General features: G+C 56.4%; 24 protein-coding genes. 13 read left to right on the top strand and 11 right to left on the bottom strand.

What is annotated here, in order from left to right; all coding sequences use genetic code 11:
• Positions 1-123 precede the first annotated feature (123 nt).
• The gene (gene ftsY, locus AC1RSM_RS13460) at positions 124-1,230 is read left to right on the top strand and encodes a signal recognition particle-docking protein FtsY (RefSeq protein WP_492933690.1); all 1,107 of its coding nucleotides are present in this window, start codon (positions 124-126) and stop codon (positions 1,228-1,230) included.
• Between the two features lie 59 nt (positions 1,231-1,289).
• Here the strand turns inward: ftsY and AC1RSM_RS13455 are convergent, their stop codons facing one another.
• Together AC1RSM_RS13455 and AC1RSM_RS13450 are read right to left on the bottom strand one after the other, a co-directional pair.
• The gene (locus tag AC1RSM_RS13455; protein ID WP_492933057.1) at positions 1,290-2,819 is read right to left on the bottom strand and encodes a CYTH and CHAD domain-containing protein; all 1,530 of its coding nucleotides are present in this window, start codon (positions 2,817-2,819) and stop codon (positions 1,290-1,292) included.
• A 126-nt stretch (positions 2,820-2,945) separates the two neighbouring features.
• Entirely contained in the window at positions 2,946-3,773 is an 828-nt protein-coding gene (locus AC1RSM_RS13450; RefSeq protein WP_492933056.1) for an IclR family transcriptional regulator, read from the bottom strand.
• Positions 3,774-3,889: 116 nt separating this feature from the next.
• Between AC1RSM_RS13450 and ribBA the strand changes: the two genes are divergently transcribed.
• The 6 genes from ribBA to AC1RSM_RS13420 are packed head-to-tail and all read left to right on the top strand — an operon-like array spanning position 3,890 to position 8,068.
• Positions 3,890-5,056 carry a bifunctional 3,4-dihydroxy-2-butanone-4-phosphate synthase/GTP cyclohydrolase II gene (gene ribBA / locus AC1RSM_RS13445; RefSeq protein ID WP_492933055.1) on the top strand — a complete coding sequence of 389 codons (1,167 nt, stop codon included), beginning with the start codon at positions 3,890-3,892 and terminating at the stop codon, positions 5,054-5,056.
• A gap of 14 nt (positions 5,057-5,070) precedes the next feature.
• Entirely contained in the window at positions 5,071-5,589 is a 519-nt protein-coding gene (gene ribH / locus AC1RSM_RS13440) for a 6,7-dimethyl-8-ribityllumazine synthase (protein ID WP_042488798.1), read from the top strand.
• Positions 5,543-6,058 (top strand): transcription antitermination factor NusB, encoded by a 516-nt coding sequence (gene nusB / locus AC1RSM_RS13435; protein WP_492933054.1) that lies wholly within the window; start codon positions 5,543-5,545, stop codon positions 6,056-6,058. Before ribH ends, nusB begins: the two co-directional genes overlap by 47 nt.
• 13 nt (positions 6,059-6,071) lie before the next feature.
• Positions 6,072-7,034 (top strand): thiamine-phosphate kinase, encoded by a 963-nt coding sequence (thiL, locus tag AC1RSM_RS13430; protein ID WP_492933053.1) that lies wholly within the window; start codon positions 6,072-6,074, stop codon positions 7,032-7,034.
• 9 nt (positions 7,035-7,043) lie between these two features.
• Entirely contained in the window at positions 7,044-7,565 is a 522-nt protein-coding gene (locus tag AC1RSM_RS13425; protein WP_492933052.1) for a phosphatidylglycerophosphatase A family protein, read from the top strand.
• A complete protein-coding gene (locus AC1RSM_RS13420) occupies positions 7,562-8,068 on the top strand; it encodes a CinA family protein (RefSeq protein WP_492933051.1) in 507 nt (168 codons plus the stop codon). The genes AC1RSM_RS13425 and AC1RSM_RS13420 overlap by 4 nt, the downstream gene beginning before the upstream one ends.
• 7 nt (positions 8,069-8,075) lie before the next feature.
• On the opposite strand, the gene AC1RSM_RS13415 is transcribed toward AC1RSM_RS13420, so the two are convergent.
• Positions 8,076-8,876 (bottom strand): IclR family transcriptional regulator domain-containing protein, encoded by an 801-nt coding sequence (locus tag AC1RSM_RS13415; protein WP_492933050.1) that lies wholly within the window; start codon positions 8,874-8,876, stop codon positions 8,076-8,078.
• A 150-nt stretch (positions 8,877-9,026) separates the two neighbouring features.
• Here AC1RSM_RS13415 and AC1RSM_RS13410 point away from each other — a divergent pair, with 150 nt between their 5' ends.
• The gene (locus tag AC1RSM_RS13410) at positions 9,027-10,013 is read left to right on the top strand and encodes a Bug family tripartite tricarboxylate transporter substrate binding protein (RefSeq protein ID WP_492933049.1); all 987 of its coding nucleotides are present in this window, start codon (positions 9,027-9,029) and stop codon (positions 10,011-10,013) included.
• Positions 10,014-10,038: 25 nt separating this feature from the next.
• Entirely contained in the window at positions 10,039-11,292 is a 1,254-nt protein-coding gene (locus AC1RSM_RS13405) for a CaiB/BaiF CoA transferase family protein (RefSeq protein WP_492933048.1), read from the top strand.
• Positions 11,293-11,426: 134 nt separating this feature from the next.
• Here the strand turns inward: AC1RSM_RS13405 and pyrF are convergent, their stop codons facing one another.
• The 5 genes from pyrF to AC1RSM_RS13380 all read right to left on the bottom strand — a co-directional run bounded on the left by pyrF (position 11,427) and on the right by AC1RSM_RS13380 (position 15,645).
• Positions 11,427-12,257: an orotidine-5'-phosphate decarboxylase gene (gene pyrF / locus AC1RSM_RS13400; RefSeq protein ID WP_492933047.1), complete on the bottom strand. Its 831-nt coding sequence runs from the start codon at positions 12,255-12,257 to the stop codon at positions 11,427-11,429.
• 5 nt (positions 12,258-12,262) lie between these two features.
• Complete coding sequence (locus AC1RSM_RS13395) at positions 12,263-12,646, bottom strand: diacylglycerol kinase (protein WP_492933046.1); 384 nt, start codon at positions 12,644-12,646, stop codon at positions 12,263-12,265.
• Positions 12,647-12,800: 154 nt separating this feature from the next.
• Positions 12,801-14,447: a chaperonin GroEL gene (gene groL, locus AC1RSM_RS13390; protein ID WP_492933045.1), complete on the bottom strand. Its 1,647-nt coding sequence runs from the start codon at positions 14,445-14,447 to the stop codon at positions 12,801-12,803.
• A 34-nt stretch (positions 14,448-14,481) separates the two neighbouring features.
• Positions 14,482-14,769 carry a co-chaperone GroES gene (locus tag AC1RSM_RS13385; protein ID WP_492933044.1) on the bottom strand — a complete coding sequence of 96 codons (288 nt, stop codon included), beginning with the start codon at positions 14,767-14,769 and terminating at the stop codon, positions 14,482-14,484.
• 342 nt (positions 14,770-15,111) lie between these two features.
• The gene (locus AC1RSM_RS13380) at positions 15,112-15,645 is read right to left on the bottom strand and encodes a DUF1697 domain-containing protein (RefSeq protein ID WP_492933043.1); all 534 of its coding nucleotides are present in this window, start codon (positions 15,643-15,645) and stop codon (positions 15,112-15,114) included.
• A 255-nt stretch (positions 15,646-15,900) separates the two neighbouring features.
• Here AC1RSM_RS13380 and AC1RSM_RS13375 point away from each other — a divergent pair, with 255 nt between their 5' ends.
• The 3 genes from AC1RSM_RS13375 to AC1RSM_RS13365 all read left to right on the top strand — a co-directional run bounded on the left by AC1RSM_RS13375 (position 15,901) and on the right by AC1RSM_RS13365 (position 20,037).
• The gene (locus tag AC1RSM_RS13375) at positions 15,901-16,425 is read left to right on the top strand and encodes a sigma-70 family RNA polymerase sigma factor (protein WP_492933042.1); all 525 of its coding nucleotides are present in this window, start codon (positions 15,901-15,903) and stop codon (positions 16,423-16,425) included.
• Positions 16,426-16,427: 2 nt separating this feature from the next.
• Complete coding sequence (locus AC1RSM_RS13370) at positions 16,428-17,405, top strand: FecR domain-containing protein (RefSeq protein ID WP_492933041.1); 978 nt, start codon at positions 16,428-16,430, stop codon at positions 17,403-17,405.
• 148 nt (positions 17,406-17,553) lie between these two features.
• Complete coding sequence (locus AC1RSM_RS13365) at positions 17,554-20,037, top strand: TonB-dependent siderophore receptor (RefSeq protein WP_492933040.1); 2,484 nt, start codon at positions 17,554-17,556, stop codon at positions 20,035-20,037.
• 7 nt (positions 20,038-20,044) lie between these two features.
• Here the strand turns inward: AC1RSM_RS13365 and iaaH are convergent, their stop codons facing one another.
• The 3 genes from iaaH to AC1RSM_RS13350 form a co-directional block, all read right to left on the bottom strand.
• Positions 20,045-21,472 carry an indoleacetamide hydrolase gene (gene iaaH, locus AC1RSM_RS13360; protein WP_492933039.1) on the bottom strand — a complete coding sequence of 476 codons (1,428 nt, stop codon included), beginning with the start codon at positions 21,470-21,472 and terminating at the stop codon, positions 20,045-20,047.
• 120 nt (positions 21,473-21,592) lie between these two features.
• Positions 21,593-22,738: a GGDEF domain-containing protein gene (locus AC1RSM_RS13355; protein WP_492933038.1), complete on the bottom strand. Its 1,146-nt coding sequence runs from the start codon at positions 22,736-22,738 to the stop codon at positions 21,593-21,595.
• Positions 22,739-23,084: 346 nt separating this feature from the next.
• Complete coding sequence (locus tag AC1RSM_RS13350) at positions 23,085-23,786, bottom strand: pirin family protein (protein ID WP_492933037.1); 702 nt, start codon at positions 23,784-23,786, stop codon at positions 23,085-23,087.
• Between the two features lie 97 nt (positions 23,787-23,883).
• Between AC1RSM_RS13350 and AC1RSM_RS13345 the strand changes: the two genes are divergently transcribed.
• Positions 23,884-24,798, top strand: a complete 915-nt coding sequence (locus AC1RSM_RS13345; RefSeq protein WP_492933036.1) for a LysR substrate-binding domain-containing protein — start codon at positions 23,884-23,886, stop codon at positions 24,796-24,798.
• Positions 24,799-24,801: the final 3 nt, after the last annotated feature.

Raw genomic sequence — 24,801 nt, 5'->3', positions numbered from 1 at the left:
CCTGTGCCTGACGTTCAGCCTGTTCAGGAGCCTATCCCCGCTCCCGAGCCAGAAATTGCGCCCATCCCGGAGCCGACTCCTGCCCCCGCACCTGAAATTGTGCCGGTGCCTGAGCCTGAAGTGGTGCCAAACCCAGTACCTGAACCCGCTCCAGCTCCTGCGCCGCAGCCGCAACCAGAGGTCGTTCCTCCAGCACCAGCACCAGCACCAGCACCCGTTCCTGAGCCTGCTCCAGCACCTGCTCCTGAGCCCGAGCCCGAGCCCGAGCCTGCCCCCGCCCCTCAGTCTGAGGAGGAGGCTCCCGTCGTGGCCAAGACCTCCTGGATGTCGCGCCTGAAAAAAGGTTTGTCGCGTACCGGGCAAAGCCTTAGCAGCCTGTTTGTTGGTGCGAAGGTTGATGAAGCACTGTTTGAGGAACTGGAAGATGCCTTGTTGATGGCAGACGCCGGTGTGGAAGCAACAGAAAAACTGATTACCTCTTTGCGTGCGCGTGTGCGCAAGGAAAAGATCAGCGATGCCGCCCAGGTCAAAAAAGTCCTTTGCGAAATCCTGACGGATCACCTCAAGCCCTTGGAGAAATCCTTCCCGCTGGAATCAGCTAAGCCACTGGTTGTCATGATTGCCGGTGTAAACGGCGCAGGCAAAACCACCTCGATCGGCAAGCTGGCCCATACCTTTCAGGAGCAGGGCGCGAAAGTTCTGCTGGCCGCGGGGGATACCTTCCGAGCGGCGGCACGTGAGCAATTGATCGAGTGGGGCACTCGCAATAATGTCAGCGTCATCGCCCAGGATGGCGGTGACCCCGCTGCCGTGGCCTTTGACGCCGTGCATGCAGGCCGGGCCCGCGATATGGGTGTGGTCATGGTGGATACGGCTGGCCGTTTGCCTACCCAGTTGCACTTGATGGAAGAGCTCAAGAAGATCAAGCGGGTCATCGGCAAGGCGGATGGCCAAGCGCCGCATGAAATTCTGTTAGTTGTCGATGGCAATACCGGCCAGAATGCCATTTCGCAAATTCGCGCGTTTGATGCGGCTCTGGGCTTGACCGGTCTGGTCGTAACCAAACTGGATGGTACGGCCAAGGGCGGCACATTGGCCGCTGTCGCAGCCTGTGCTCAAGGCGTGCGTCCGATTCCGGTGTATTGGATTGGTGTGGGCGAAGGCATGCAGGACCTGCAAGCCTTTGTGGCTCATGAGTTTGCCTCGGCCTTGCTGGGTCTGAACGACTGATTCCAGCCCTGCTTAGATAAAAAAACGGCGCAAGCTCCAAGAGCTTGCGCCGTTTTTTATTAGCGTCGCAGCAGCTCTGTCTGGGGCTGATGCTGATCCAGGGCGTTTAGCGCATGCTGGGCGCGTGCGGCGCGGCCCTGGCGGGCATGGGTCAGCCAGTCGCGGGCAAACTGCGCCTGCTCCGGATTGGCGGCATGCTGGGCATACCAGTCCAGCGCTACGTCCACATCCGTGACGGCGCCAATCAGTGCCTGACATTCGCGCAGCACTTTGTGCAGTCCTTGCTTGTCGGCTGCACTGGGCAAAAACTCCAGGCAGTAACGCAGGCTTTTGATGCGATTGCGCAGTCGATGCTGTTTGTCCTGACTGATTTGAGCAAAGCGCTGGCTGCGCAGCTGAATAGTCTGAAACCACCGGCTGATACGTGCCTCAACCAGATGCTCGGCTTGGGGCACCCCATTCAGCTCCAGCGTGGGCCCGCAAATCAGGCTTTGCAGATTACTGAGCAGCAAAGACTGAAACTCGGCAGCGCTGGCCAGTTGCACAGGATCATGTTCCAGATGTGCGGGAATGGGCTCGGGAGCAGGGCCGGGCATGCCTGCTTGCAGCAGCAAGGGGGTAATTTCCAGATGCACCAGATCGTGATCTCGTGCCTGACCAAACAGCCCAAAGTAGTGAGTCAGGCGGGTGTTGGCATAGCCTTCACTGGCTGAGAGCCACATTTTGAACAGTTTGCGGCAAGAGCGCAGGCGGCGCAGTCCGACTCGCATCAGAGCCAGATAGTCTGCCTGCCGTGATGAGTCAGGACGTATGCCATCCACACCCGCCAGCAGGGCGGCATTGCGGATGACTTGCTCCAGACTCATGGTCGCGCTCAAGCTGTAAAACTGTTCCAGATCTTCCGTATCGACAAAGTGGGGCTTGGGCAGATCGTAGGCTTTGCGGGTCAGGGCGGCTGCAACTTGCTCTGGCGATAAATCCAGGCTTTCTGACTTTGCCCGGCGGCGATCCGCCAGACTGGCCAGTGCATCACCGCGTTCGGACTTGCTGCGCATCTCCAGAATCAGGCCATGTTTATAAAGCCAGCGCTGTCCTGCTTCGAACATGCTCACGCTTTGGCCACTGATCAGCTCAATTTCCAGCTCGTTTACCAGCAACTTCAGGTCATGGGATTCAATGTGACCCACGTCGTAGGCCAGCTCCAGTTCACAGCTGCCTTGTTTGATCAGCGCCAGTTCACGCTGAATGCGGGTCTGATAGCGGGCCTGAATCTGCTGTGCATACGGAGCCAGGGCGGCATGGGCGGCAGTGTTCTTGTACAGGCTCAGATCCAGCTCCGGGCCAGGTCGCGGATGATTGATTTCAATCCGGGACAGCGTATCGGGGCCGGGCAGCTTGACGGTTTGCACCCATTGATCGCCTTCTTTGCGCAAGCGCAGGGCGATGCTGGAGCGAGCCAGATCGCGTTCGGGCGTATCAAAGTAAATGGCGTTTAAGGTAATGCTACCCGTGCGCACAGCGTCAAAAGCGGTCAGTAAACCGGGACGGGCACTCTCGGGCACAAAAAATTTCAGTTCTTGTTCTAGCACAGCATCGCACTCGAGACATCGCCCACAGAAGGCGGGCGGATTAAACAGATATTTTGCATGCAAATACGCCAAACTTGAAGTAGCTGCAGCTCGTGCAAATGTTTGCAGTCGTGACTGAGCCTGGCTTTAGAGCGACGGCGTGCCCAGCGGCTCGCGCCAACCCAACTGATGCGAGATGCTGTTGGCACATTGGCGCAACTGATCCAGGATAGGGCTGTCGATGCTGGCATCAAACAGCGTGCTGGGGCCAAGGCTAGTCAGGGCCAGGACGATCTGCCCGGAGTGATCAAACACCGGTACGGATAAGGCATCAATGCCGGGCAAAGGATTACCCAAGGCTTGCGCTACTCCTTGTTCTCGTATTTTTTCCAGCATGGCCGCCAGTTCCTTGGGGCTGGGGCGTAGCGGACTGATACTGGTAACCACCGCGCTGTCACCAGCTTCACGCTCGATGTAGTGACGCGCTACCTCGGGGGGCAGCCAGGCGGCAAAGACGTGACCGGTTGCCGTGTGCAGCATGGACATGACGGTGCCACAGCGCATATTGACGTGGACCGGATAGCTTGCCTCGCTGATATGAACCATGGTGGGGCCGTGCGAGCCCAAGACGGCCAAACCCAGGGTATGACCAATGCGCGATGCCCAGGATTGCACCAGGGGCAGGGCGATCTTGACCGGGTTCTGGCTCTGTAGGCTGACCAGTCCCATTTGCAAGGCAAAGGGGCCAAGCTCATACAATCCCGTTGCAGGGGTTTGCTGCACCAGCCCCACATTGGTGAAGCTGACCAGATAGGGGTGCGCCTTGGCCGAGCTCATGCCCGCCTGGGTTGCCAGATCACGCAGCATCATGGGCTTGCCGCTGTCGACTAGCGCTTTTAACAGGCCAAAACCCGTTTCAATTGATTGGATGCGTCGACGTTTTTCGTCCAGAGCAGGCAAAATGGGTTCGGTCATAGGAGCTTTAGGCGGTTTGGCACGGTCTTCAAGTGTACCGACTAATGAAGCTGCCCGCCGGGGCCTGGGTGTCGTAAAATAGCCCTTAATTATTATCTGTCTGAGCAAAGAGCACGATGAATCAAGAAATTCAGTCCGACGCTGGTCAACTTGGCGCCAGTCCTATCGCGCCCGTTCCAGAGATTGTTGAAGAACTGCGCGCAGGGCGCATGGTTATTCTGGTTGACGAGGAAGATCGCGAGAATGAAGGCGACTTGGTCATGGCCGCCGAATTCGTGAATGCCGAAGCGATCAACTTCATGGTGACCCATGGCCGTGGCCTGGTTTGCCTGACCTTGACCGAAGAGCGCTGCCGTCAGCTGGACCTGCCTTTGATGGCGACACGTAACGGGACGCGTTTTGGCACCAACTTTACGGTGTCAATTGAAGCGGCGGAAGGCGTGGAAACTGGTATTTCTGCGGCTGACCGTGCTCGCACGGTACAAGCTGCGGTGGCGCGCGATGCCCGCCCGACGGACCTGGTGCAGCCTGGCCATATCTTCCCTTTGAAAGCAGAAAAAGGGGGGGTGCTGGTGCGTGCCGGCCATACCGAAGCCGGTTGCGACCTGACTGCGATGGCTGGCCTGACGCCTGCTGCCGTGATTTGCGAAGTGCTCAATCCAGACGGCTCCATGGCGCGTCTGCCTGATTTGCTGGTGTTTGCCCGTGAGCATGGCATCAAGGTGGGCACTATTGCCGATCTGATCCAGTACCGCAGCGAACACGAATCCATGATCGAGCGCATGCACAGCAAGCCGGTCAAAACGCCGTATGGCGAGTTCGAATGCCACGCGTATCGCGACTTGTCATCGGGTGGCTTGCACCTGGCCTTGGTTCACGGCGAAATCAGCCCGGAAGTTGAAACCCTGGTGCGTGTGCACGAACCCACTACCGTGCTGGATGTTCTGGTGGAAGACAGCGTTGGCCATAGCTGGACCTTGCCTACGGCGTTGCGCACAGTGGCCAAATCGGACAGCGGTGTGGTTTTGTTGATGAACTGCCAGAATTCCGAAGAACAAAGCTTTGAACAGATCCAGGCCTGGGGTGAAAATAGCCCGGCCCAAGCTCCCCGTGGTCGTCCCAGCCGCAATGATTTGCGCACTTATGGAATTGGTGCACAGATTTTGCGTGACCTCAATGTTGGTAAAGCCCGTTTGATGTCGCGACCACGTAAAATGCCGAGTATGGCAGGGTTTGCATTGACCGTGACGGGTTACCATAGCGAACCAGATTCTCAATCCTAAGCGGAGCTTCCAACATGAATCCTTACATCGTTACCCCTGACCTGAACGGGGAAGGTCTGCACATTGGTATTGTGCGTGCGCGTTTCAACGAATCCATCGGTCTGACCGAGTTGGAAGCTTGCTTGAAAGAGCTGGAAGCTTTGGGCGTGGACGAGCGTGACGTGACGGTACTGTCCGTCCCCGGCGCGCTGGAACTGGGCATTACCCTGGGCCAAATGGCCGAAACCGGCGAATTCGATGCCCTGATCGCATTGGGTGCAGTCATTCGTGGCGACACTTATCACTTTGAAGTGGTCAGCAACGAAAGCGCGTCGGCAATTACACAGGTCTCCTTGGCAACCGGCATTCCCGTTGCCAACGGTGTACTGACCACCAACACAGATGAACAAGCCGAAGTTCGCGCTGCTGAAAAGGGCCGCGATTGCGCCCGTACAGCAGTGGAACTGGGCAATCTTATCGCCGTCCTCGAACCCGAGCTGGACGACGATGAGGACGAAGATTACGAGGACGAAGATCTTGACGACGACAAATAAAGTCCCGGCCAGCAAGGCCAACGGACGATCCGCGCGCCGCCGCTCGCGCGAATTTGCCCTGCAGGGCATCTACTCCTGGCTTTTGCGAGGGGCCGATGGCCTGCAAGAAGCCACTTCTATCGACGCCCATATTCGTGGTGACGAAGAATTTGGTGAAGCCGACGCAGCCTGGTTCAAAACCTTGCTGTTCGGTGTGATGCGCGAAGCTCCCGTGCTGCGCGAACGCTTTTTGCCTTACGTTGACCGTCCTTTGGAAGAGCTCTCTCCCATCGAACACGGCATTTTGCTGATTGGCAGCTACGAGCTTGTCCATCACGTCGAAGTGCCTTATCGCGTTGCCATTAACGAAGCGGTGGAACTGGCCAAATCCTTTGGCGGTACGGACGGCTTCAAATTCGTCAACGGCGTTCTGGACAAACTGGCCGCCGACGTGCGCGCCCCCGAAATTGCCAAGCAGGCCCGCCGCTAAAACGGGGCGTGCCGTGCTGAACGAGTTCGGTCTTATCCAGCAGTATTTCAATCGCCCCGCTCCTGAATCGTATTTAGGAGTGGGTGATGATTGCGCTCTCTTTACCCCTACACCGGGCTGGGAACTGGCCAGCAGCGTAGATCTCCTGATCGAGGGGCAGCATTTTTTTCCTGACGTCGATCCGTTTCTGCTGGGCCACAAGGCGCTGGCAGTGAATCTGTCCGACCTGGGTGCAATGGGCGCACGGCCACGGGCCTGCCTCTTGGCTTTGTCCATGCCTGAAGTTCGCCCTGAATGGTTGTCAGCCTTTTCAAAAGGGCTGTTTCAACTGGCTGATCAGGCGCAATGTCCCTTGATTGGCGGGGACACCACACGCAGCAAGCAGGGCGTTTTCATCAGCATTACCGTCTTGGGTGAAGTTGAGCCCGGCAAGGCTTTGCTGCGCAGTGCGGCCAAGCCTGGTGACGACATCTGGCTGACCGGCACCTTGGGCGCGGCAGATATTGCCTTGCGTCTCTTGCAGGGACGTCTTGCTGCTGATCCTGAGCGCTTGGCCGCTAGCCGTGGCGCCTTGGAGCAGCCTTGGCCTCCCTATCGCCTGGGGCATGCTCTGGCAGGGCTGGCGCATGCTGCTATTGATGTGTCTGACGGGCTGGTTCAGGATCTGGGCCATATCACCCATGCCAGCCAATGTGCTGCGCACTTGGATTGGGATGCCTTGCCCTTGGATGAGTCGCTACAGGGTTTGCCTGCCGATCTGCAGCGTGAAGCGGCCTTGGTCGGCGGTGATGTTTTCCAGCTGTGTTTTACCGCTGACCCCCAGCAGCGCGAGTCCATCATGGGCTTGGCCCGGCGTGAAGGCGTCTTGCTGAGCCGTATCGGCGCTATGCAGGCAGGTAGTGGGGTTTATGTGCGTGATCAACAGGGCCTGCATCCTGCCCCTGCCCAGGGCGGTTTCGATCATTTTGGTGGCTGAGTCTGCTTCATGAGCACATTTCCTGATCCTTCTTTAAATCCTATTCAGCGTCCTACGCTGGACTGGGTCGTGAAAAAACCGTGGCGCCTGATCGCCTTTGGTGGCGGTACAGGCGTTTTGCGTCCAGGTCCCGGTACTTGGGGCACTGTACTGGCCTGGGTCTTGTGGGTCTTGGGGCTGCATGTTCTGTCGGACATGCAAATGGCCATCTTTTTGCCTGTCAGTTTTTTCATTGGTTGTTGGGCTTGCCATCGTACTGGCTACGATTTGGGCGTCTCTGACCACAGCGGCATGAACTGGGACGAGATGGTGGCGTTCTGGCTGATCCTCTGGCTGATTCCCCAGACCTGGTTAGCCCAGACCATCGCATTCGTGTTATTTCGTTTCTTTGATATTCTCAAACCGCCACCGATCCGTTACTTTGATCGTCGTCTGCATAATGGTTTTGGCGTTATGTGGGACGATCTTCTGGCGGCGGGGTATACCTTGTTGCTGATGGCTGTCTTGGTACGTTTTGGAGTGTTCTCATGAGCGAATACGAGCACGGCAATGCCGCCCTGAATTTGGGAAGAGCCCTGAAAGATCGCGGCTGGATGGTTGCTACCGCCGAGTCCTGCACCGGTGGTCTGTTAGCGGCTGCCTTGACGGATCTGCCCGGTTCCAGCGCCTGGTTCGAGCGAGGTTTTGTCACCTACAGCAATATGGCTAAGGTCCAGGAGCTTAGGGTGAATCAGGACACACTGGATCGCTTTGGTGCGGTCAGTGAAGAGACGGCCATGGAAATGGCAGCAGGCACCTTGGAATCCACAGCGGGTGCCGAACTGGCTATCTCTACCACCGGTATTGCCGGTCCGGACGGAGCCACTGCGGGCAAGCCGGTTGGTCTGGTTTGCTTTGGTTTCGCACAGCGCCGGGGCGACGGTATCGTTACCCGTGCAAGCGCTCATATTTTTAACGGTGATCGTGCTCAGATCCGCCAGCAGGCGGTGGAGTACGCCTTGGTCAACGCGCTGACCATGCTCAACCCCGCCTGATCCCTGTTTAGACAGGAAGCATCAAACCTAGCTGCCGGGCGCTCGAACGAAGTTCGGGCAGGCAGCGCTGAATCAGCTTCTCTTCCGAATCCTGCCAGTTCTTGATGCTGATGCTCATCCCTGCGATGGCACGCCCACTGGCGGTGCGCACCGGCACACCAATCGCCGTCAATCCCAGCTCCAGTTCTTCCTTGATCAAGGCATAGTCCTTTTCCTGCACCTGCTTAAGCTCGCGCTGCAAAGCCTCGCGGGTATGGGCGGTGTATTGCGTCATGATCTTGAAGGGGGCCGTGTCCAGATACGCATCCAGTCTGGCCTGGGGAAGCTGGGACAGCATCATGCGCCCGATAGAGGTGCAGTGAGCCGGCAAGCGACTACCCAGCCCCAACGATACGGTCAAGACACGCTGTCGCTGCGCTCGTGCCAGATACAGGATTTCGTCCCCATCCAGCAGCGCCAAGGCACAGGTTTCACCAACACGCTCGCTTAAATCGTCCAGGATGGGCTGGGCCAGACTGACGATGGATGTCGACGAAAAATAAGCGTGCCCCAACTGCAAGATTGCGGGCCGCAACTTCCAGAACGCTCCTTCCTGCTGGGCATAGCCCAAGGCCTGCAAGGTATACAGGCAGCGTTGAACGACCGCTCGTGCCAGACCTGTTTTCAGGGCAATCTCTGCGGCCCGCAGGGGCCGTCTTCTATCGGAAAAAGCGGTGATGACTTGCAGGCCACGGGCCAGGGACTGCATGTAGTCAGGATCGCCCTTGAAGCTGTCCGCAGCCGGAATCGTGTCTTTACTTGTCACCATTATCAGATCTCCACCACCGAGCTTGTTTTGTTCGATTATCGAACCACTAGGGATTAATAAGAATTATCGATGATAAATTGTAAAAAAAACAAGACTTAGCCAATTAATATCGGTGTTCGATTACCGAACAAAATAAGTGTGGAGTGATTCATGAAAAAGTTAGTAGCCCGTAAGATCGCCCCCCTCCTGGCTGGAGTGGGCCTGCTGTTTTGTTCCTTGGGAGCCCAGGCGGCTTACCCGGACAAGCCTATCCGCTTGATCGTCCCCTTCACGCCCGGCGGTGTGACAGATGTGATTGCACGCGGTGTGGCCCAACAGCTGTCCAAGGATCTGGGCCAGATCATCATTGTGGAAAACAAACCGGGCGCCAGCGGCATTATTGCTACTGATCTGGTGGCCAAATCTGCACCGGATGGCTACACCATCTTGCTGGCTGCAGTTGGGCAGGCAGTGGTTAATAACCACTTGTACAAGAAATTGCCTTACGACCCAGTCAAGGATCTGGCCCCTGTGTCCTTGGTGGCAGAAGGGCAGAACGTGCTGGTAGTAAATGCCAAGCAAAGCCCTTTCAACAGTGGCGAAGAGTTGATCAGCTATGCGCGTGCCAATCCTGAAGAGTTGACCTATGCCTCCTTCGGTAACGGTTCCTCCTCCCACCTGTCCGCAGCGGCTTTCACTACGATGGCCAATATTGATGTCATCCACGCTCCCTACCGCGGCAGTGCACCTGCCATGACGGATTTGCTGGGCGGGCATATCTCTTTCATGTTCGACAGCATGGGCACGGCGATTACGCATATTGCCGCCAATACCGTGCGCCCCTTGGCGGTATCGGGTTCGGAGCGCTCGTCCTTATTGCCTGAAGTCCCCACATTTGCAGAACTGGGTCTGGACCAAGGCTATACCGTGACCGCCTGGTTTGGCTTTCACGTGACCAGCGGCACGCCTAGCGAAATTATTGATCGCTTGAGCCAGGCCATGAAAACGGTCAGCGAAGAAACAGAATTCGTGGAAACCTTCCGCCGTCAGGGTGTGGATATCATTTCCTCCACCCCTGCCCAGTACGCTGAATTCCTGCGCCAGGAAGACGAGAAGTTCGGCAGCTTGATCAAACAAGCTGATATCACGCTGGACTAATTGTTTTTGAATGGAGCACCGTAACGTGAGCGATCAGCACGCCCCGCAGGCTACCCGTCCTGCCCCTTTGGAGGGTATTCGGGTTCTGGATTTGACCCGCATTCTGGCAGGCCCTTGGTGTACTCAAAACCTGGCCGATCTGGGTGCGAGTGTCTACAAGATCGAACGCCCTGAAACCGGCGATGATACCCGTGCCTGGGGGCCTCCCTTCTTGCAGACACCCGACAAGCAAGACACGGCGGAAGCCGCGTATTACTTGTCGGCCAACCGCAATAAGCAGTCCATCAGCCTGGATATTGCCAGCCAGGAAGGCGCGGATGTGGTGCGAGCCATGGCGCGTCACTGCGACATTCTGGTGGAGAACTTCAAAGTGGGGGGCTTGGCCAAATATGGTCTGGACTACGCCAGCTTGAAAGAGATCAACCCGAAGCTGATTTATTGCTCGATTACCGGCTTTGGTCAGACCGGCCCTTATGCCGAGCGCCCAGGTTACGACTTCATGATCCAGGCGATGGGCGGCATGATGAGCCTGACTGGCGAGCGGGACGACAAACCCGGTGGCGGTCCTCAAAAGGCCGGAGTGGCCGTCGCTGATTTGATGACGGGCATGTATGCCACCAGCAGCATCTTGGCAGCCTTGTTCGAGCGTTCACGCAGCGGCTTGGGGCAGCATATTGATATTGCCTTGCTGGACTGCCAGGTCGCCATGTTGGCGAACCAGAACATGAACTATCTGGTCAGCGGACAGGCTCCTAAGCGAGCAGGCAATGCCCATCAGAATCTGGTGCCTTACCAGGTGTTTCCGACTGAAGATGGCCACATCATTGTGGCGATCGGCAATAACCGCCAGTTTGCGATTTATTGCGACGCAATTGGGCATCCGGAAATTGTTGAGGACGAGCGCTTTCGCATCAACAGTCAACGCGTGAAACACCGCGATGAACTGGAGCAGATTCTGAGTCTGGCCATGCAAAAACACAGCAGTGCGTACTGGCTGGAATTGCTGGATAAGATCGGTGTACCGGCCGGGCCTATCAATGATCTGCACGGGGTGTTTTCTCATCCGCAAGTGCAGGCTAGAAATATTCGTATCGAGCTGGCTCATAGTCAGGCGGGCAAAGTCAGCATGACGGCCAGCCCGATGCGTTTTTCAGATAGTCCGGTTACCTATCGCATGGCTCCGCCGCAGTTGGGCGAACATACCGAGCAGGCGCTGGAAACACTGTTGGGGCCTGATAGTCCAGAGCTGGTGCAATGGCGCAATCAGGGCCGACGCTAGGTCTTGTTACGCCAGAAGTTATAAAAAAACACCCCGTCGCTTGGAGATCAAGCGACGGGGTGTTTTTATGTGCCGTTTTAAGTGCTGCCCAGGCTGCTGCAAGGAGCAGCCATCAGCAGGGCGGCAAGGTCTGTTTAGCGACCTGCAGCGGTACGGGCATCATTGATCGCATTGCGCGTGGCCGTGGCCGCCGCTTGTGCGGCATCACGCCAGTCATCGCCACGGCTGGCATACAGGATGGCACGCGAGGAGTTGATCATCATGCCCTTGCCCTGCGAGTCCATGCCGGCAGCCACAGTAGCGACCACATCGCCACCCTGAGCCCCGATACCGGGGACCAGCAAAGGCATATCACCAATGCGCTCACGCACCTTGCCGATTTCTTCCGGGAAGGTTGCGCCCACCACCAAAGAACATTGGCCGTTTTTGTTCCACTTTTCGGCTACCAGGCTGGCAACGTGCAGGTACAAAGGGGTGCCGTCGGCCATTTCCATGAATTGCAGGTCCGAGCCGCCAGGATTGGATGTGCGGCACAGCACGATCACGCCCTTGTCCTGGTACTCCAGGTAAGGTTCTACCGAGTCGTAGCCCATGTAGGGGCTGACAGTGACGGCATCGGCGCGGTAGCGCTCGAAGGCCTCGCGGGCATATTGCTCGGCGGTTGAACCGACGTCGCCGCGCTTGGCATCCAGCACAATAGGCAGGTGGGGGTAGCGGCTGCGCACGTAATCGCACAGGTCTTGCAACTGGTCTTCTGCACCTTGCGAGGCAAAGTAAGCAATCTGGGGTTTGATTCCACAGGTGTAGTCGGCTGTGACGTCCACAATCGCCTTACAAAATTCAAAAATCGCGCCGGGTTTGCCAGCCAGTTCCAAAGGAAGGCGGGCAGGGTCCGGGTCCAGGCCAACCATCAGCATGGATTGGTTGTCAGTCCAGGCACGGTTCAGTTTTTCTATGAATGTCATGGGAATCAGGAAAATAAACGGCTATACAAAAAGCTGAGCCAGACGGCACCAGCAAAAATAAGGGACATCAGCACAGCAGCACTGGCCAGGTCCTTGGCACGCCCGATCAAAGGGTGGTGCTCCAGCGTAATCGTGTCGGCCAAAGCCTCCAGCGCCGAGTTCAGCAGCTCCACCACCAATACAAACACCAGGGTTGCCAATAAGGCCATGACTTCCAGCGGGCTATTTCCCAACCAGAAAGCCAGTGGCGCCAAGATGATCGCCAATGCCAGTTCCTGGCGAAAGGCGGCCTCATAGCGCAGGGCAGCGGCCAAGCCTTGGCTGGAGTAGCGCAGGGCATTGAACAAGCGGCCCAGACCGCCTTTGCTTTTGAATGGAGAGTCCGACATGAAGGAAGACAAAGATTAAGGTGCCCTGATTATAGGGGTTTGCTTGGGCGAAAAAAAACCGGATGGAAAAATCCATCCGGTTTTTGGTACTGAAGCGTGGCAGCCAGGGCAGAAGTGATCAATTCCCGCCCTGACTTGGGTGCTGATAAGTGGCTTAGAAGCCGCCCATACCACCCATGCCGCCCATACCACCCATGTCAGGCATGGCTGGAGCGGGTTTGTCGTCCACGATTTCCGACACGGCCACTTCGGTAGTCAGCAACAAGCTGGCGATCGAAGCTGCGTTTTGCAGGGCAGTGCGGGTTACCTTGGTTGGGTCCAGAACACCTTGCTCGACCAGGTCACCGTATTCGCCGGTAGCCGCGTTGTAACCGTAGGTGCCGGTGCCGCTGGCCACTTGGTTAACCACGACGCTGGCTTCTTCGCCGGCGTTCGATACGATGGTGCGCAGTGGGGCTTCGATAGCACGCAGTACCAGTTTGATACCGGCGTCCTGATCGGAGTTGTCGCCCTTGAGTTGAGCCACAGCAGCACGTGTACGCAGCAGGGCTACGCCACCGCCAGGAACAATACCCTCTTCAACGGCTGCGCGAGTGGCGTGCAGCGCGTCTTCAACACGGGCTTTTTTCTCTTTCATTTCGACTTCGGTGGCAGCGCCAACGCGGATCACAGCAACACCGCCGGCCAGTTTGGCCACGCGCTCTTGCAGTTTTTCGCGATCGTAGTCGGAAGTGGACTCTTCGATCTGCACGCGGATTTGTTTCACGCGAGCTTCGATGTCGGTGCCGTTACCAGCGCCGTCAATGATCGTGGTGTTTTCTTTGGCCACTTCAATGCGCTTGGCCTGACCCAGATCGTCCAGAGTCGCTTTTTCCAAAGACATACCGGTTTCTTCGGAGATCACGGTACCGCCAGTCAGGATAGCGATGTCTTCCAACATGGCTTTACGACGGTCGCCAAAGCCAGGAGCCTTGACAGCGGTGGTCTTCAGGATGCCGCGGATGTTGTTCACAACCAGCGTAGCCAGGGCTTCGCCTTCCACGTCTTCAGCAACGATCAGCAAAGGACGGCTGGTCTTGGCAACTTGCTCCAGTACGGGCAGCAGGTCACGGATGTTGGAGATTTTCTTGTCGAAAATCAGCACAAACGGATCTTCCAACACAGCAACTTGCTTGTCTGGGTTGTTGATGAAGTAAGGCGACAGGTAGCCGCGGTCAAACTGCATACCTTCAACCACGTCCAGCTCGTTTTCCAGCGACTTACCGTCTTCAACGGTAATAACGCCTTCTTTGCCGACTTTGTCCATTGCATTGGCGATAATCTCACCAATGGAGTGGTCGCTGTTGGCGGAAATGGAACCGACCTGAGCGATTTCTTTGGTGGTGGTGCAAGGACGCGACAGTTTGCGCAGTTCTTCCACAACAACAACCACGGCTTTGTCGATACCGCGCTTCAGGTCCATTGGGTTGATGCCAGCGGCAACGTACTTCAGACCTTCTTCAACGATGGACTGGGCCAACACCGTAGCGGTGGTGGTACCGTCACCGGCGTTATCAGAGGTGCGGGAAGCGACTTCTTTAACCAGTTGAGCACCAATGTTCTCAAACTTGTCTTTCAGTTCGATTTCTTTAGCAACGGACACACCGTCTTTAGTAACGGTAGGAGCGCCAAAGGAGCGGTCCAGCACAACGTTACGGCCTTTAGGGCCCATGGTGGTCTTAACAGCGTTAGCCAGAATGTTGACGCCACGTACGATGCGTGTACGTGCATCGTCGCCGAAATACACTTGTTTTGCGGTCATGGTTTGAATCCTATTGAATTTTTGTTGGCGGTACTTATTCGATCACGGCGAAGATTTCTTCTTCGCGGATCACCAGCAACTCGTCACCGTCGATCTTGACGGCTTGGCCGGAGTACTTGCCAAACAGAACCTTGTCACCGACTTTCAGATCCAGAGGCAGAACTTTGCCATCTTCGGTCTTCTTGCCAGGGCCAACGGCCAGAATCTCGCCTTGATCAGGCTTTTCAGTCGCGCTCTCGGGGATAACGATACCGGAAGCGGTGGTGCGTTCGTTGTCCAGACGCTTGACGATCACACGATCGTTCAAAGGACGCAGTGCCATGGAGAAACTCCTGTTAGATATGACTTTAGTTGTGAGTCCGATTGGGGGGCGAGGCGTTTAGCACTCAACCCCTTCGAGTGCTAATTATAGGGACGAGTTCACTAATTTCAAGAGCAGGAGGCCAGTACTGTTACATATTTGTCCTGGGCCACTGAGACAATGCGGGCGCTTGGCCGCGTTTGCTGATGAGAAGCCCGGGCAGAATTCGCTCGCTAAAGCGCTAAAAGAGCCGGGCTTTTGCTCAAAGTATTTGATTTTACAAGGCTCTTGGGCCGACCTTGCTTAATGTGGCAGAGATCACCAGAGTGGCCCTAGGCAGGCGCTTGGAGCCTGATGGGCTGTTTATTGCGCCGTACTTAAGGCCAGCAATTTGCTCATCGTATTGAAGTTGCGCGTGGTGGCAACCAGCTTGAGTTTTTTCTCGATGAAGTTGTTATTGGCTTTCAGTTCACTATATTTAGTTGCACACAAGATATAGGCGACATCTCCCACCACCTGGACGCGATCGGGCGCGTGCCCCAGATCCAGAAACGCCTGCAACACGATCTTTTCAGGCTGCGTCTTGAGCAAGGTGTAATAAAGCCGGCTCGGGTCTTCATCTTTGAACGGGTTGCCGTTCATTACTTGAGAAAAGTAAGCCGGTGTCCGTGCCACCACCTGAATATCTCCCCCTAACTCAGCTTTGATGACCCGGTGAACCAGGTTTTCCAGTTCAGTTTGGCCTAGCGCCGTAGAGGCAATGACATTGCCACTTTGGATATAAGTCCTGACCTCCTGTAGTCCGGCTGTTTCCAGCGCTGAACGTAGCGGGGCCATCAGGACTTTGTTCTTGCCTGTGGGCATTACACCGCGCAGCAAAATAATTTGTGTATTCATGTTCTCGTGGATCTGAGGGGAGGGTGCAGGGGGTAGAGCGCGGCCAAGGGACAGTTTGCTCATCGTCCTTCATGGAGGAAAAACGACGTTCTGACAGCGCTGAGCTTTGAATCAATTAAGAAAATGGGATCGCGTTTACCGGGAAATAGCCTGCACAACAACAGATTTTAAACCTTGCAATAGGGTCACTGCGATCTGGCTTTGGTGCAGGTACAATACCGTTCTTAATTAGCAATCATTCCCATTACCGTTTGAATGAGCTCCACCTCAAACCCCTCTGACTTCGCCTCCTCCGACGAGTTCGTCAGCCTGTACCGCGAGCATCACGGCTGGCTGGTGCAGATGCTGCGTCGTCGCTTAAGTGGCAATACGGACAATGCCGCTGATCTGGCGCATGACACGTTTGAGCGGGTGATTCGTAGCCAGTCCGCGGCTGTTTTTAACGAGCCGCGCGGATTTCTGACCACGGTGGCCAAACGCTTGCTGATCGATCAGTGGCGCAAGCAGGCCATTGAGCAGGCATATCTGGAAACCCTGGCCGCCCGCAGTCAAGAAACGGAGCCTAGCCCGGAGACCCACGCCCTGGTCGTGGAAGCGCTGGACTCGGTGTGTCGCATGATGGAGCAATTGTCTTCACGGGTACGGCGGGTTTTTGTAATGGTGCAGGTGGAAGGCTTGCCCTACCAACAGGTGGCGCAAGCATTGGGGATTTCAGTGCAGGCGGTGCAGCGCGATATGGTCAAAGCCTGGCAGCACTGTTATGCGGTTTTATACGCATGAACATGTCTTCTTCGGAACCCTTGCACCCTGACATCATCAAGCAGGCAGCCCAGTGGATGATGCGTATCGGGGACAGGCCGGATGCGGCAACGCAAACAGCGTGTCAGCAGTGGAGGCAGGCTGATGCCCGCCATGAACTGGCTTGGCAGCGTTTGCAGGGAATCAGTCAGAATTTGAATACTGCTATCGGCAATAGTGCTTCCGCGCCCGTCGCCGGCCAGACTATCTTGCGCTATTGCGAACAACGTTCGCGTCGCTCTGCCATGAAGTGGATGCTGGGGGGCGTGGCACTAGGCTCCTTGGGCTTGCTTGGGATGCAAGAAGGGCTGTTTGATGGCAATGAGGTGTATCGCACCGCGACGGGCGAGTTGCACGTTGTGAAGCTACCTGATGGCACGGTGCTGACCATGAACACAGGCTCTGTTGTGCAGCTGCATTACGACCAGCAACTACGCCGAATTGAACTGCGTCGGGGTGAGATTCTGATCAGTACGGCCAAGGATGTGGCCGGCCGCCCCTTCACCGTGGACACCCCCAATGGCGTACTGACGGCCTTAGGCACCCGCTTCACGGTTCGGCAGATGGATGGCGGCAAGTCCATGACACGGCTGGCGGTATTCGAAGGGGCAGTTAGGGTAGAGCGGTCAGCCGCCCCAGAATCCGCTCCGGTCGTACATGCCGGTGAACAGCTGGAGTTTGATCGCCACAGCCTGTCTGCTGCAGCTGCCTTGGAAGGCTCAGGGCCATCCTGGGCCCAGGGCATGTTGGTGGCAGACCGGATGCGTCTGGACCAGTTTTTGGTCGAACTTGGCCGTTATCGACCTGGTTTCTTACGCTGTGATGCCGAGGTCGCCCATCTGACCGTGTCGGGAGCGTTTCGGCTTGATGATACGGACAAGGCCTTGGAGGTTTTGGCTGGGGTGCTGCACTTGAGCGTGAGATACCGCAGTCCTTATTGGGTCAGCGTAGGGCGGGTATAAGAGCGCGCATCGAATCGTCTTTCTAAGTTTTGCCGTCCTTATTTTGTAACAGCACCGAAGATTTCTCATTCTGTTTCGTCAGACCTAGTGATAGCCCCGAGGCGCCCGGGGTTTGATCTTCTTATTCGACGAACCAGGAATTTCAGTCATGCCTCCAAGTCAGTCCTCCTCCCACTTCGCCGTGTTGACGACGCCACGCGCACAGCCCACGCGTTTGCGTCTTGCCATCAGCCTTGCTTTGGTGGCTGCTCCGCTTGCCATGCCAGCAACAAGCTGGGCTCAGGCAGTCTCTCAGCAAGGGATCGCTTTTGCGATTGCGCCTAGCGCTTTGGATACCGCATTGGGCCAGTTCGGCGTAGCGGCCAAGGTGACGGTGGCGGCCTCCCCGGATTTGACCAGTGGGGTCATGACGCAGGGGCTGAGCGGACGCTATACCGCTGAACAAGGTCTGGACCTGCTCTTAAGTGGTACCGGCTTGCAGGCCGTGGCAAATAGCAACGGTGAAGGCTATCACTTGCGCCGTGTTCCCCAGCAGTCGCCGGGCGTGTCCATGCTGGAGTCGGTCAAGGTTAAAAGCCGGGCGAAAGACCCTGTAACGGAAGGAACGGGTAGCTATACCGCGCGGGCAGTCACCATAGGAAAAGGTCAGCAAAGTCTGAAAGAAATCCCGCAGTCGGTCACAGTGGTGACGCGTCAACGTATGGATGACCAGAACGCCACGACCTTGGACGATGTGCTGGCCAACAGCACGGGCATGACGCTTTATAAAAGCCCCATGGGCGGGAACTATGTGTTTTCGCGCGGTTTCCGGGTGGATAGCTATCAATTTGACGGCGTTAACCGCGCTTTCTATTACCCCCAAGCCAATAGTTTCACCAGCAATACGGTAATTTTGGACCGGGTTGAGATCATCCGGGGTGCTACAGGTCTGCTGCAAGGTGCAGGGTCACCCAGTGCCGCCGTGAACCTGGTGCGCAAACGCCCTCTGGCAGAAAACCAGGTTGAGATGATGTTTAGCGGTGGGTCATGGAATAACTATCGGGCTGACTTGGATGTGACTGGGCCTTTAAGTGAGGACGGCGCTTTGCGGGGCCGAGCGGTGGCCAGCTACAACGAGCGCGATTATTTCTATGACCACGCTGAAAGCAGCACCGGTGTGCTGTATGGCGCCCTTAGCTATGATTTCAGCCCGGATACGACTTTGACCGGTGGCTTGAGCTACGAAAAGCTGCGTTCCAAACCCTTTTTTCATGGCTTGCCGCATTACCCGAATGGGGATGACCTGGGCTTGAGCCGGTCAACGTCCTTGGCTCAGGATTGGAACCGCTGGAATGGTACGCAAACATCGGCTTTTGCGGAGTTGTCCCATCGCTTCAATGATGATTGGTCAATGCGTCTGACGGGCACCAGTACGCAAGAGTCCAATGACTCCAAATATGCCTTTTATATGGATGGCCCGGTAAATCCAGCCACGGGCCTGGGTTTTCTGATGGCCGGTGGTGTGTTTGATTTTTCGACCCGCAATAAGGCCTTGGACCTGGAGGTCAATGGCGCATTCGAAGCGCTGGGGCGCAAGCACTCACTCAGTTTTGGTGCAAGCCTCAATGATCTGACCAGCAAGGATGACTTTTCCTTGGCGCGCATGAATCATTCCATTGATGTCTGGAACCCGAACCCTCATGTGCCAGAACCCGCGGATGACTGGTTGCGAGAGAACTCGTATCGTGGTGGGGCAACCATTGTAAAAATGAAGCAGAAGGGCCTGTATGGGGTGGGGCGTTTCAGTTTGAGCGACCCTTTGACCTTGGTGGCCGGGGCGCGCATCAGCTGGTATGAAAATAACAGCCGCTATCGTGATACGGGGCTGTCTTACACCGATCCCTATAAAGAAAACGGCGTGGTCACCCCTTATGGGGGGCTGATTTATGAACTCAGCCCTGAGTGGTCCACTTATGCCAGCATTGCGCAGATTTTCGAGCCTCAGAACTCATTAGATGCGGCCGGCAAGGTGCTGGACCCTATTGAGGGCACCAATTATGAATTGGGCGTTAAGGGTGAGCTGTTGGATGGGCGGGTGAACACGTCTGTCGCCTTGTTCCGCATTGATCAGAAAAATCGGGCTCAGCAAGATTTGGTGGGCAATTGCGCGGTTGGCGATATTTGCTACCTGTCCAGCGGTAAAGTGCGCAGTCAGGGTATTGATGCCGAGATCAGCGGTGAGCTGGCTCCCGGTTGGCAGCTGTTTGCTGGCTATACCTTCAATACCTTGAAGTTCCTGGACGACACGCAAGTACAGACGACTTCTTTCGGGCGTACGGTAACCCCCAAGCATATCTTCCGTTTGTGGTCTGACTACCAGTTACCGGGGACTTACTCGGCCTGGAATCTGGGCGCAGGGGTGAACTTCCAAAGCGGCAGTCATACCGAAACCCGCGGTGTCAAAGTGGCTCAAGCTTCTTACGCCTTGTGGAACGCCAGGGTGGGATACCAGGTCAACAAGAACTGGTCGGCAGCCTTGAACGTCAATAATCTGTTCGACAAGAAGTACTACCAGACCATTGGTGCGCCAGGCTGGGGCAGCTTTTATGGCGAGCCCCGTAATGCCACTTTGACTTTGCGTGGACGGTTCTGATGATGGCCTAAGCCGTTGTAGCCCGTTTGCTCAAGTCCGGAGCCGGTGTTGCAGGTAGCAAAGGATCAATGGCACGACACAAAGCCAGCAACTGATCATCTGCGCCGATACCGGCTTCGATCAACATGCCCACGGGCAATCCACCTGACAGGCCGATAGGCAGGGAGATGCCGGGGGCGCCCAGGTTGGAGCCTACATCGGTACGAGAAATATAGGTGTTGAAGGTGGGCACGGCCTTGCCGTTCAACAGGGTGGTCTCATCGTCGCCAATGCGGCAGGCGGTCAATGGCGTGGTCGGGAAGATCAACCCGCCCACATTGGCGTGACGCAGCAGCTCGGCATAGGCTTGCTGCATCAGGGGGCGGTCTACGTTCAAAGCTTCTTCGTAAGCTTCCTGGCTGATGGTGTAGTCGCCTGTGATGGCATCAAAGATTTCTTTGACATCCGGGCTGTGAATACCCGCAATCAACTCATCCAGACTAATGCCGTATTTATTCTCTGCCAGGTACTGGGGCAAGGTTTGCAGGGTTTCGTACAGCACAATCGGCATGCCGACACGGGCATTGATGGCCAGCACCGGGGACATGTCTACATCCACCAGGGTGACACCGGCTTTTTGCAGTTCATCCAAAAAGCCCAAAGTGACCTCAGCCACGCCAGCATCCAGATTCTTCCAAAAATTGTCACGCGGCACGCCCAAACGCAATTCGTTCAAGGAGGGCGTAGCAATAATGGACGGTGCTTTTTCGCAGAGCAAGGAATCGAGCAGGCTGATGTCAGCCAGGCTGCGAGTCATGGGGCCTGCTGTATCGCGAGTGGGTGATAGCGGCACAATGCCCTGGCCCGAGTAGCGGCCCACCGTCGGGCGAAAGCCGTACAGACCGCAAAGCGCAGCAGGCAAACGCACGGATGCACCCGTGTCCGTGCCCAGACCCGCAGGGAACTGACGTGCAGCAACCACGGTGGCGGTACCACCGGAAGAACCGCCCGGAATGCGGTCGGGATCATAGGGGTTACGGCTGGGGCCGGTGGTGGCATTGTTAGTGGTAATGCCAAAGGCCAGCTCGTGCATCACGGCTTTGGCGGGCAGTACCGCACCAGCTTTGCGCAAGTTGCTGACAATCTGCGCATCTTGCAAAGGAATACGACCCTGCAGCGCGCCGGTGCTGGAGGTGGTGGGCATATCCGTGGTGTTCAGATTGTCTTTCAAGACCAGTGGCACACCGTCCAGCGGCAAGGCTTGTCCACGAGCGCGGCGGGCATCGGACTGATCCGCCTGCTGGTAGAACAAGTCCGAGTTCAAATGTGCCAAGCCACCTAAATGGGCCATTTCTTCCGATTGCTTGAGCAAAGAATCGGCAATTTCGCGGGCGCTGAATTGGCTTTTTTCCAGACCGGCCAGCAGTTCGCTGGCGCTAAGTTCGGTAAGTGACATGGGGTCTCCTAGGGGGCATGCAATGCCCCGTCCTGTGCTGTGATCGTTCGATTGGACAGCCTCTGACAGGGCTGGCTCAAAAAAGAATCCGTAAGGTTAGCAGCAAGCAGCAAAAACCGCTCAGGAAGCCTTCCAGACGACGCGGTTTCGGCCTGCATGCTTGGCTTCGTACAGCAGCCTGTCGGCCTGTTCGATTGCCTGGTTGATATCGACGCTGCCGCTCAGTTGTACAACCCCAAAGCTGGCTGTCAGCGTGTGGGCAGTAGCGTGGATGTGCAGGTTCATCACACTGCTGCGCAGGCGCTCTGCCACCAGAACCGCGGTATGCAGACTGGAACTGCGCAAGAGCAAGACGAACTCCTCGCCGCCGAAGCGGGCGGCCAGATCATCCTGCCGTACCGTGCGGGCCAGCAAAGCGCCAAACTCTTTCAGGGCCCGGTCCCCGGCAGCATGGCCCCAGGTGTCATTGACCAGCTTGAAGTGGTCCAGGTCGCAGGTAATCACTGCCCAACCGCTGGGGCCGAAGATATCCAGACGTTTTTGAACCTGCTCGAAAAAAGCCCGGCGGTTTAACAGGCGCGTTAAAGAATCGCGGCTGCGCTCCTGATCCAGGGTCTGCACAATGGACATGGCCGTGCTGGTCAAAATAGCCAGAGCCAGCCAGATGCTGATCAGCATATTGGTGGCCAGCATCACCAGCCAAAAACCGGAGCGTGTCAGTTCGGGCTGCGTTTCCTGGGGGATCAGGGTAGCCAATGCAAAGACACGAACAAGGGCATAGAGCAGTACCGTCAGGTAGGACGCGCGCAGCAAGGTAGCCAGCGGCAAGGTAGCGCTGCGGCCGCGCAGAATGGATTTCGCGGGCAGGGCGACCAGCAGGGCAAGGCCCGTATTCAGAATCAATAGTCGCAGCCAGAGCTCATCGTTCAATACAGAGAAATAAAACTGCAGCGACAAGGTGCTGATAATAAGGAGCCAGGCGATTCCGGTATGAGCACGTCCGGAAAATCGTAATGCAACGCCATGGGACATGGCCCATACGCCGATCAGATACATCGTGGATAAAGGCAGTGTCCAGCGAGCCAGCAAAGCATTGGGCATCAAGCTGTGAATGCCCATGGGAATGGCGGTGACGATATAGCCCGTGGCAATCCAGAGCAGGTAGCGATGGTCGCGTAAACGGCTCCAGCAGTAAATCATGGCGACGCCCAGCAATGCCGCGCAGGCCGGGACGATCAGAACAAAATACTGGTGGGGAGAAGACACGGTGCGTTAGCGCGCAGTAAGGGAATGTTGAAATTTGATGTTACAACAATTGTAACGATATTAATGAGATTAGATCTTTGTAGTTTAAGAACAAAGAGTTTAATGATGTTGTTTCGAGGTCTTTGATCTGTTTTTTGAATGTTTCCGGCCCATTTTTATGGCCGGGTTTACTGACGTTGCAAGCGGCAATGACACGGCCAGAAAATGCCTTGCCGATGCGCTGGACAGCATTTCCGGCAGCCATGCTTTGCAGGGACTGTCCGCAAGCCGGGTCAGCAAGCTGAGCCGGTAAATAAAAGAAGGGGGCACCGGCAAAGTGCCCCCTTCAAGAGCCCGCCAAATAGGCTTATTGCGCTGTTTCCACCAAGACCAGCTCGGCATATTCAAGGGCTTCAATCTCCAGCCCGGTCTCGTTGCGAATCGCAGCACCGTCCCGAGCATTCAGCTCCAGACCGTTGACCGTAACCCGTCCGCGCGCTGATACCAGATAAGCCAGATGGTCTGCAGGCAAGCTCAGCGATGCGGTCTGGCCTTTCTTCAGAGTAGCCCCCAGAACTCGGGCTTGAGCGCGAATCGGCAGGGCTTCCTTGTCTTGCTCAAAGCCGCTGGCCAAGGCCACAAACTGTCCCGAACGCTCATCCTTGGGAAAAGGTTTGGCACCCCATGCAGGAGGCAGACCACGTTTTTCCGGCTGAATCCAGATCTGGAAAATCCGCGTGGTGGTGGACTCCAGGTTGTACTCTGCATGGCGAATCCCGGTGCCGGCGCTCATTACCTGCACGTCGCCTGCTTCGGTACGTCCTTTATTGCCCAGGCTGTCCTGGTGGCTGATGGCCCCTTCGCGCACATAGGTAATGATTTCCATGTCGGCATGATCGTGCGGTGGGAAACCGGTGTTGGACGCGATGGTGTCATCGTTCCAGACACGCAGTGCCCCCCAGCTCATGCGGGCAGGGTCATAGTAGTTAGCAAAGGAAAAGTGGTGCTTGGCGTCCAGCCAACCGTGGTTTGCGCCGCCCAGCTGATCAAAAGGCCGATGTTCAATCATGATGCGCTCCTGAAAATTAGATACTAAAAAGAATTCTAGGCCTCTTGTGGTATGAATAAAATAGAATCAATTGCATAGTATCCATTCCAAATTTTTCATGAAAACACTTCCAGACTTACAAGCATGGGCGATCTTTGCCACGGTAGCGGAAACCGGCTCCTTTGCTCAGGCGGCCCAGGTGCTGGGCTTGTCGCAACCTACCGTCTCCAAAGCCATTACGCGCTTGGAAAAGCAGCTGCAAGTGTCCTTGTTTCATCGGACATCACGACGCTTGTCTCTGAGCGAAACCGGGCAAGCCAGCCTGGAGCAGGCGCAGGCTTTGCTGGCCGCAGGGCAAAGCGCTGAGGCCCTGGCACGGGATCAGCGCGAGCAACTGCAAGGCCGTATCAAGATTGCTGCCCCCATGTCCTTTGGCCTGGAGCATCTGGCCCCCTTGTTGCCAGACTTCATGCGAGAACATCCGGCAGTGCTGCTGGACCTGCATTTCAACGATGCGCAGGTCAACATCGTGGAGCAGGGCTTTGATATGGCTTTGCGTATTTCGTCCATGGATGACTCCAGCCTGCTGGTGCGTCGTTTATGCAATTTGCGTTTGCGGCTGGTGGCCGCACCGTCTTACCTGGCCCAGCACGGCAGACCGACGCATCCCAGCGAGCTGGCCAGCCATATCAGCCTGCGCTATGCCTATGAACGGCGGGGCAGTGTCTGGCGCTTTCAGCAAGGCAAGGAGCACTATTCCCAGACGGTGCCTTGCGCTCTGCAAGTCAATAATGCCCAGGCTTTGATTCCCCCTTTGTTGCAAGGACTGGGGTTGACGGTGTTGCCGCAATTCTTGTTGGGAGACCTGCTTGAACGGGGGGCGCTGGAGCTGGTCTTGCCGCAGTGGGACCTGCCCAGCCTGACCTTGCATCTGTTGACCCCGCCCGGTCGTTCGCGTTCTGCGCGGGTGCAAGCCTTTATTGATTTTCTGGTGACCCAGTTTGAGCAAGCTGCGTGGGCTGATGCGGACTGATAC

This window comes from Alcaligenes sp. GW821-FHT11D07 (assembly GCF_058808495.1).
This window is presented reverse-complemented; position numbering and strand designations above follow the sequence as displayed.

What these genes read in the sequence shown, in the direction of transcription:
- AC1RSM_RS13450 (WP_492933056.1), bottom strand. Translation starts at nt 3,773, where the DNA reads ATGACCGAACCCATTTTGCCTGCTCTGGACGAAAAACGTCGACGCATC.
- ribBA (WP_492933055.1), top strand. Translation starts at nt 3,890, where the DNA reads ATGAATCAAGAAATTCAGTCCGACGCTGGTCAACTTGGCGCCAGTCCT.
- ribH (WP_042488798.1), top strand. Translation starts at nt 5,071, where the DNA reads ATGAATCCTTACATCGTTACCCCTGACCTGAACGGGGAAGGTCTGCAC.
- nusB (WP_492933054.1), top strand. Translation starts at nt 5,543, where the DNA reads ATGAGGACGAAGATTACGAGGACGAAGATCTTGACGACGACAAATAAA.
- AC1RSM_RS13425 (WP_492933052.1), top strand. Translation starts at nt 7,044, where the DNA reads ATGAGCACATTTCCTGATCCTTCTTTAAATCCTATTCAGCGTCCTACG.
- AC1RSM_RS13420 (WP_492933051.1), top strand. Translation starts at nt 7,562, where the DNA reads ATGAGCGAATACGAGCACGGCAATGCCGCCCTGAATTTGGGAAGAGCC.
- AC1RSM_RS13415 (WP_492933050.1), bottom strand. Translation starts at nt 8,876, where the DNA reads ATGGTGACAAGTAAAGACACGATTCCGGCTGCGGACAGCTTCAAGGGC.
- AC1RSM_RS13410 (WP_492933049.1), top strand. Translation starts at nt 9,027, where the DNA reads ATGAAAAAGTTAGTAGCCCGTAAGATCGCCCCCCTCCTGGCTGGAGTG.
- pyrF (WP_492933047.1), bottom strand. Translation starts at nt 12,257, where the DNA reads ATGACATTCATAGAAAAACTGAACCGTGCCTGGACTGACAACCAATCC.
- AC1RSM_RS13395 (WP_492933046.1), bottom strand. Translation starts at nt 12,646, where the DNA reads ATGTCGGACTCTCCATTCAAAAGCAAAGGCGGTCTGGGCCGCTTGTTC.
- groL (WP_492933045.1), bottom strand. Translation starts at nt 14,447, where the DNA reads ATGACCGCAAAACAAGTGTATTTCGGCGACGATGCACGTACACGCATC.
- AC1RSM_RS13385 (WP_492933044.1), bottom strand. Translation starts at nt 14,769, where the DNA reads ATGGCACTGCGTCCTTTGAACGATCGTGTGATCGTCAAGCGTCTGGAC.
- AC1RSM_RS13380 (WP_492933043.1), bottom strand. Translation starts at nt 15,645, where the DNA reads ATGAATACACAAATTATTTTGCTGCGCGGTGTAATGCCCACAGGCAAG.
- AC1RSM_RS13375 (WP_492933042.1), top strand. Translation starts at nt 15,901, where the DNA reads ATGAGCTCCACCTCAAACCCCTCTGACTTCGCCTCCTCCGACGAGTTC.
- AC1RSM_RS13370 (WP_492933041.1), top strand. Translation starts at nt 16,428, where the DNA reads ATGTCTTCTTCGGAACCCTTGCACCCTGACATCATCAAGCAGGCAGCC.
- AC1RSM_RS13365 (WP_492933040.1), top strand. Translation starts at nt 17,554, where the DNA reads ATGCCTCCAAGTCAGTCCTCCTCCCACTTCGCCGTGTTGACGACGCCA.
- iaaH (WP_492933039.1), bottom strand. Translation starts at nt 21,472, where the DNA reads ATGTCACTTACCGAACTTAGCGCCAGCGAACTGCTGGCCGGTCTGGAA.
- AC1RSM_RS13350 (WP_492933037.1), bottom strand. Translation starts at nt 23,786, where the DNA reads ATGATTGAACATCGGCCTTTTGATCAGCTGGGCGGCGCAAACCACGGT.
- AC1RSM_RS13345 (WP_492933036.1), top strand. Translation starts at nt 23,884, where the DNA reads ATGAAAACACTTCCAGACTTACAAGCATGGGCGATCTTTGCCACGGTA.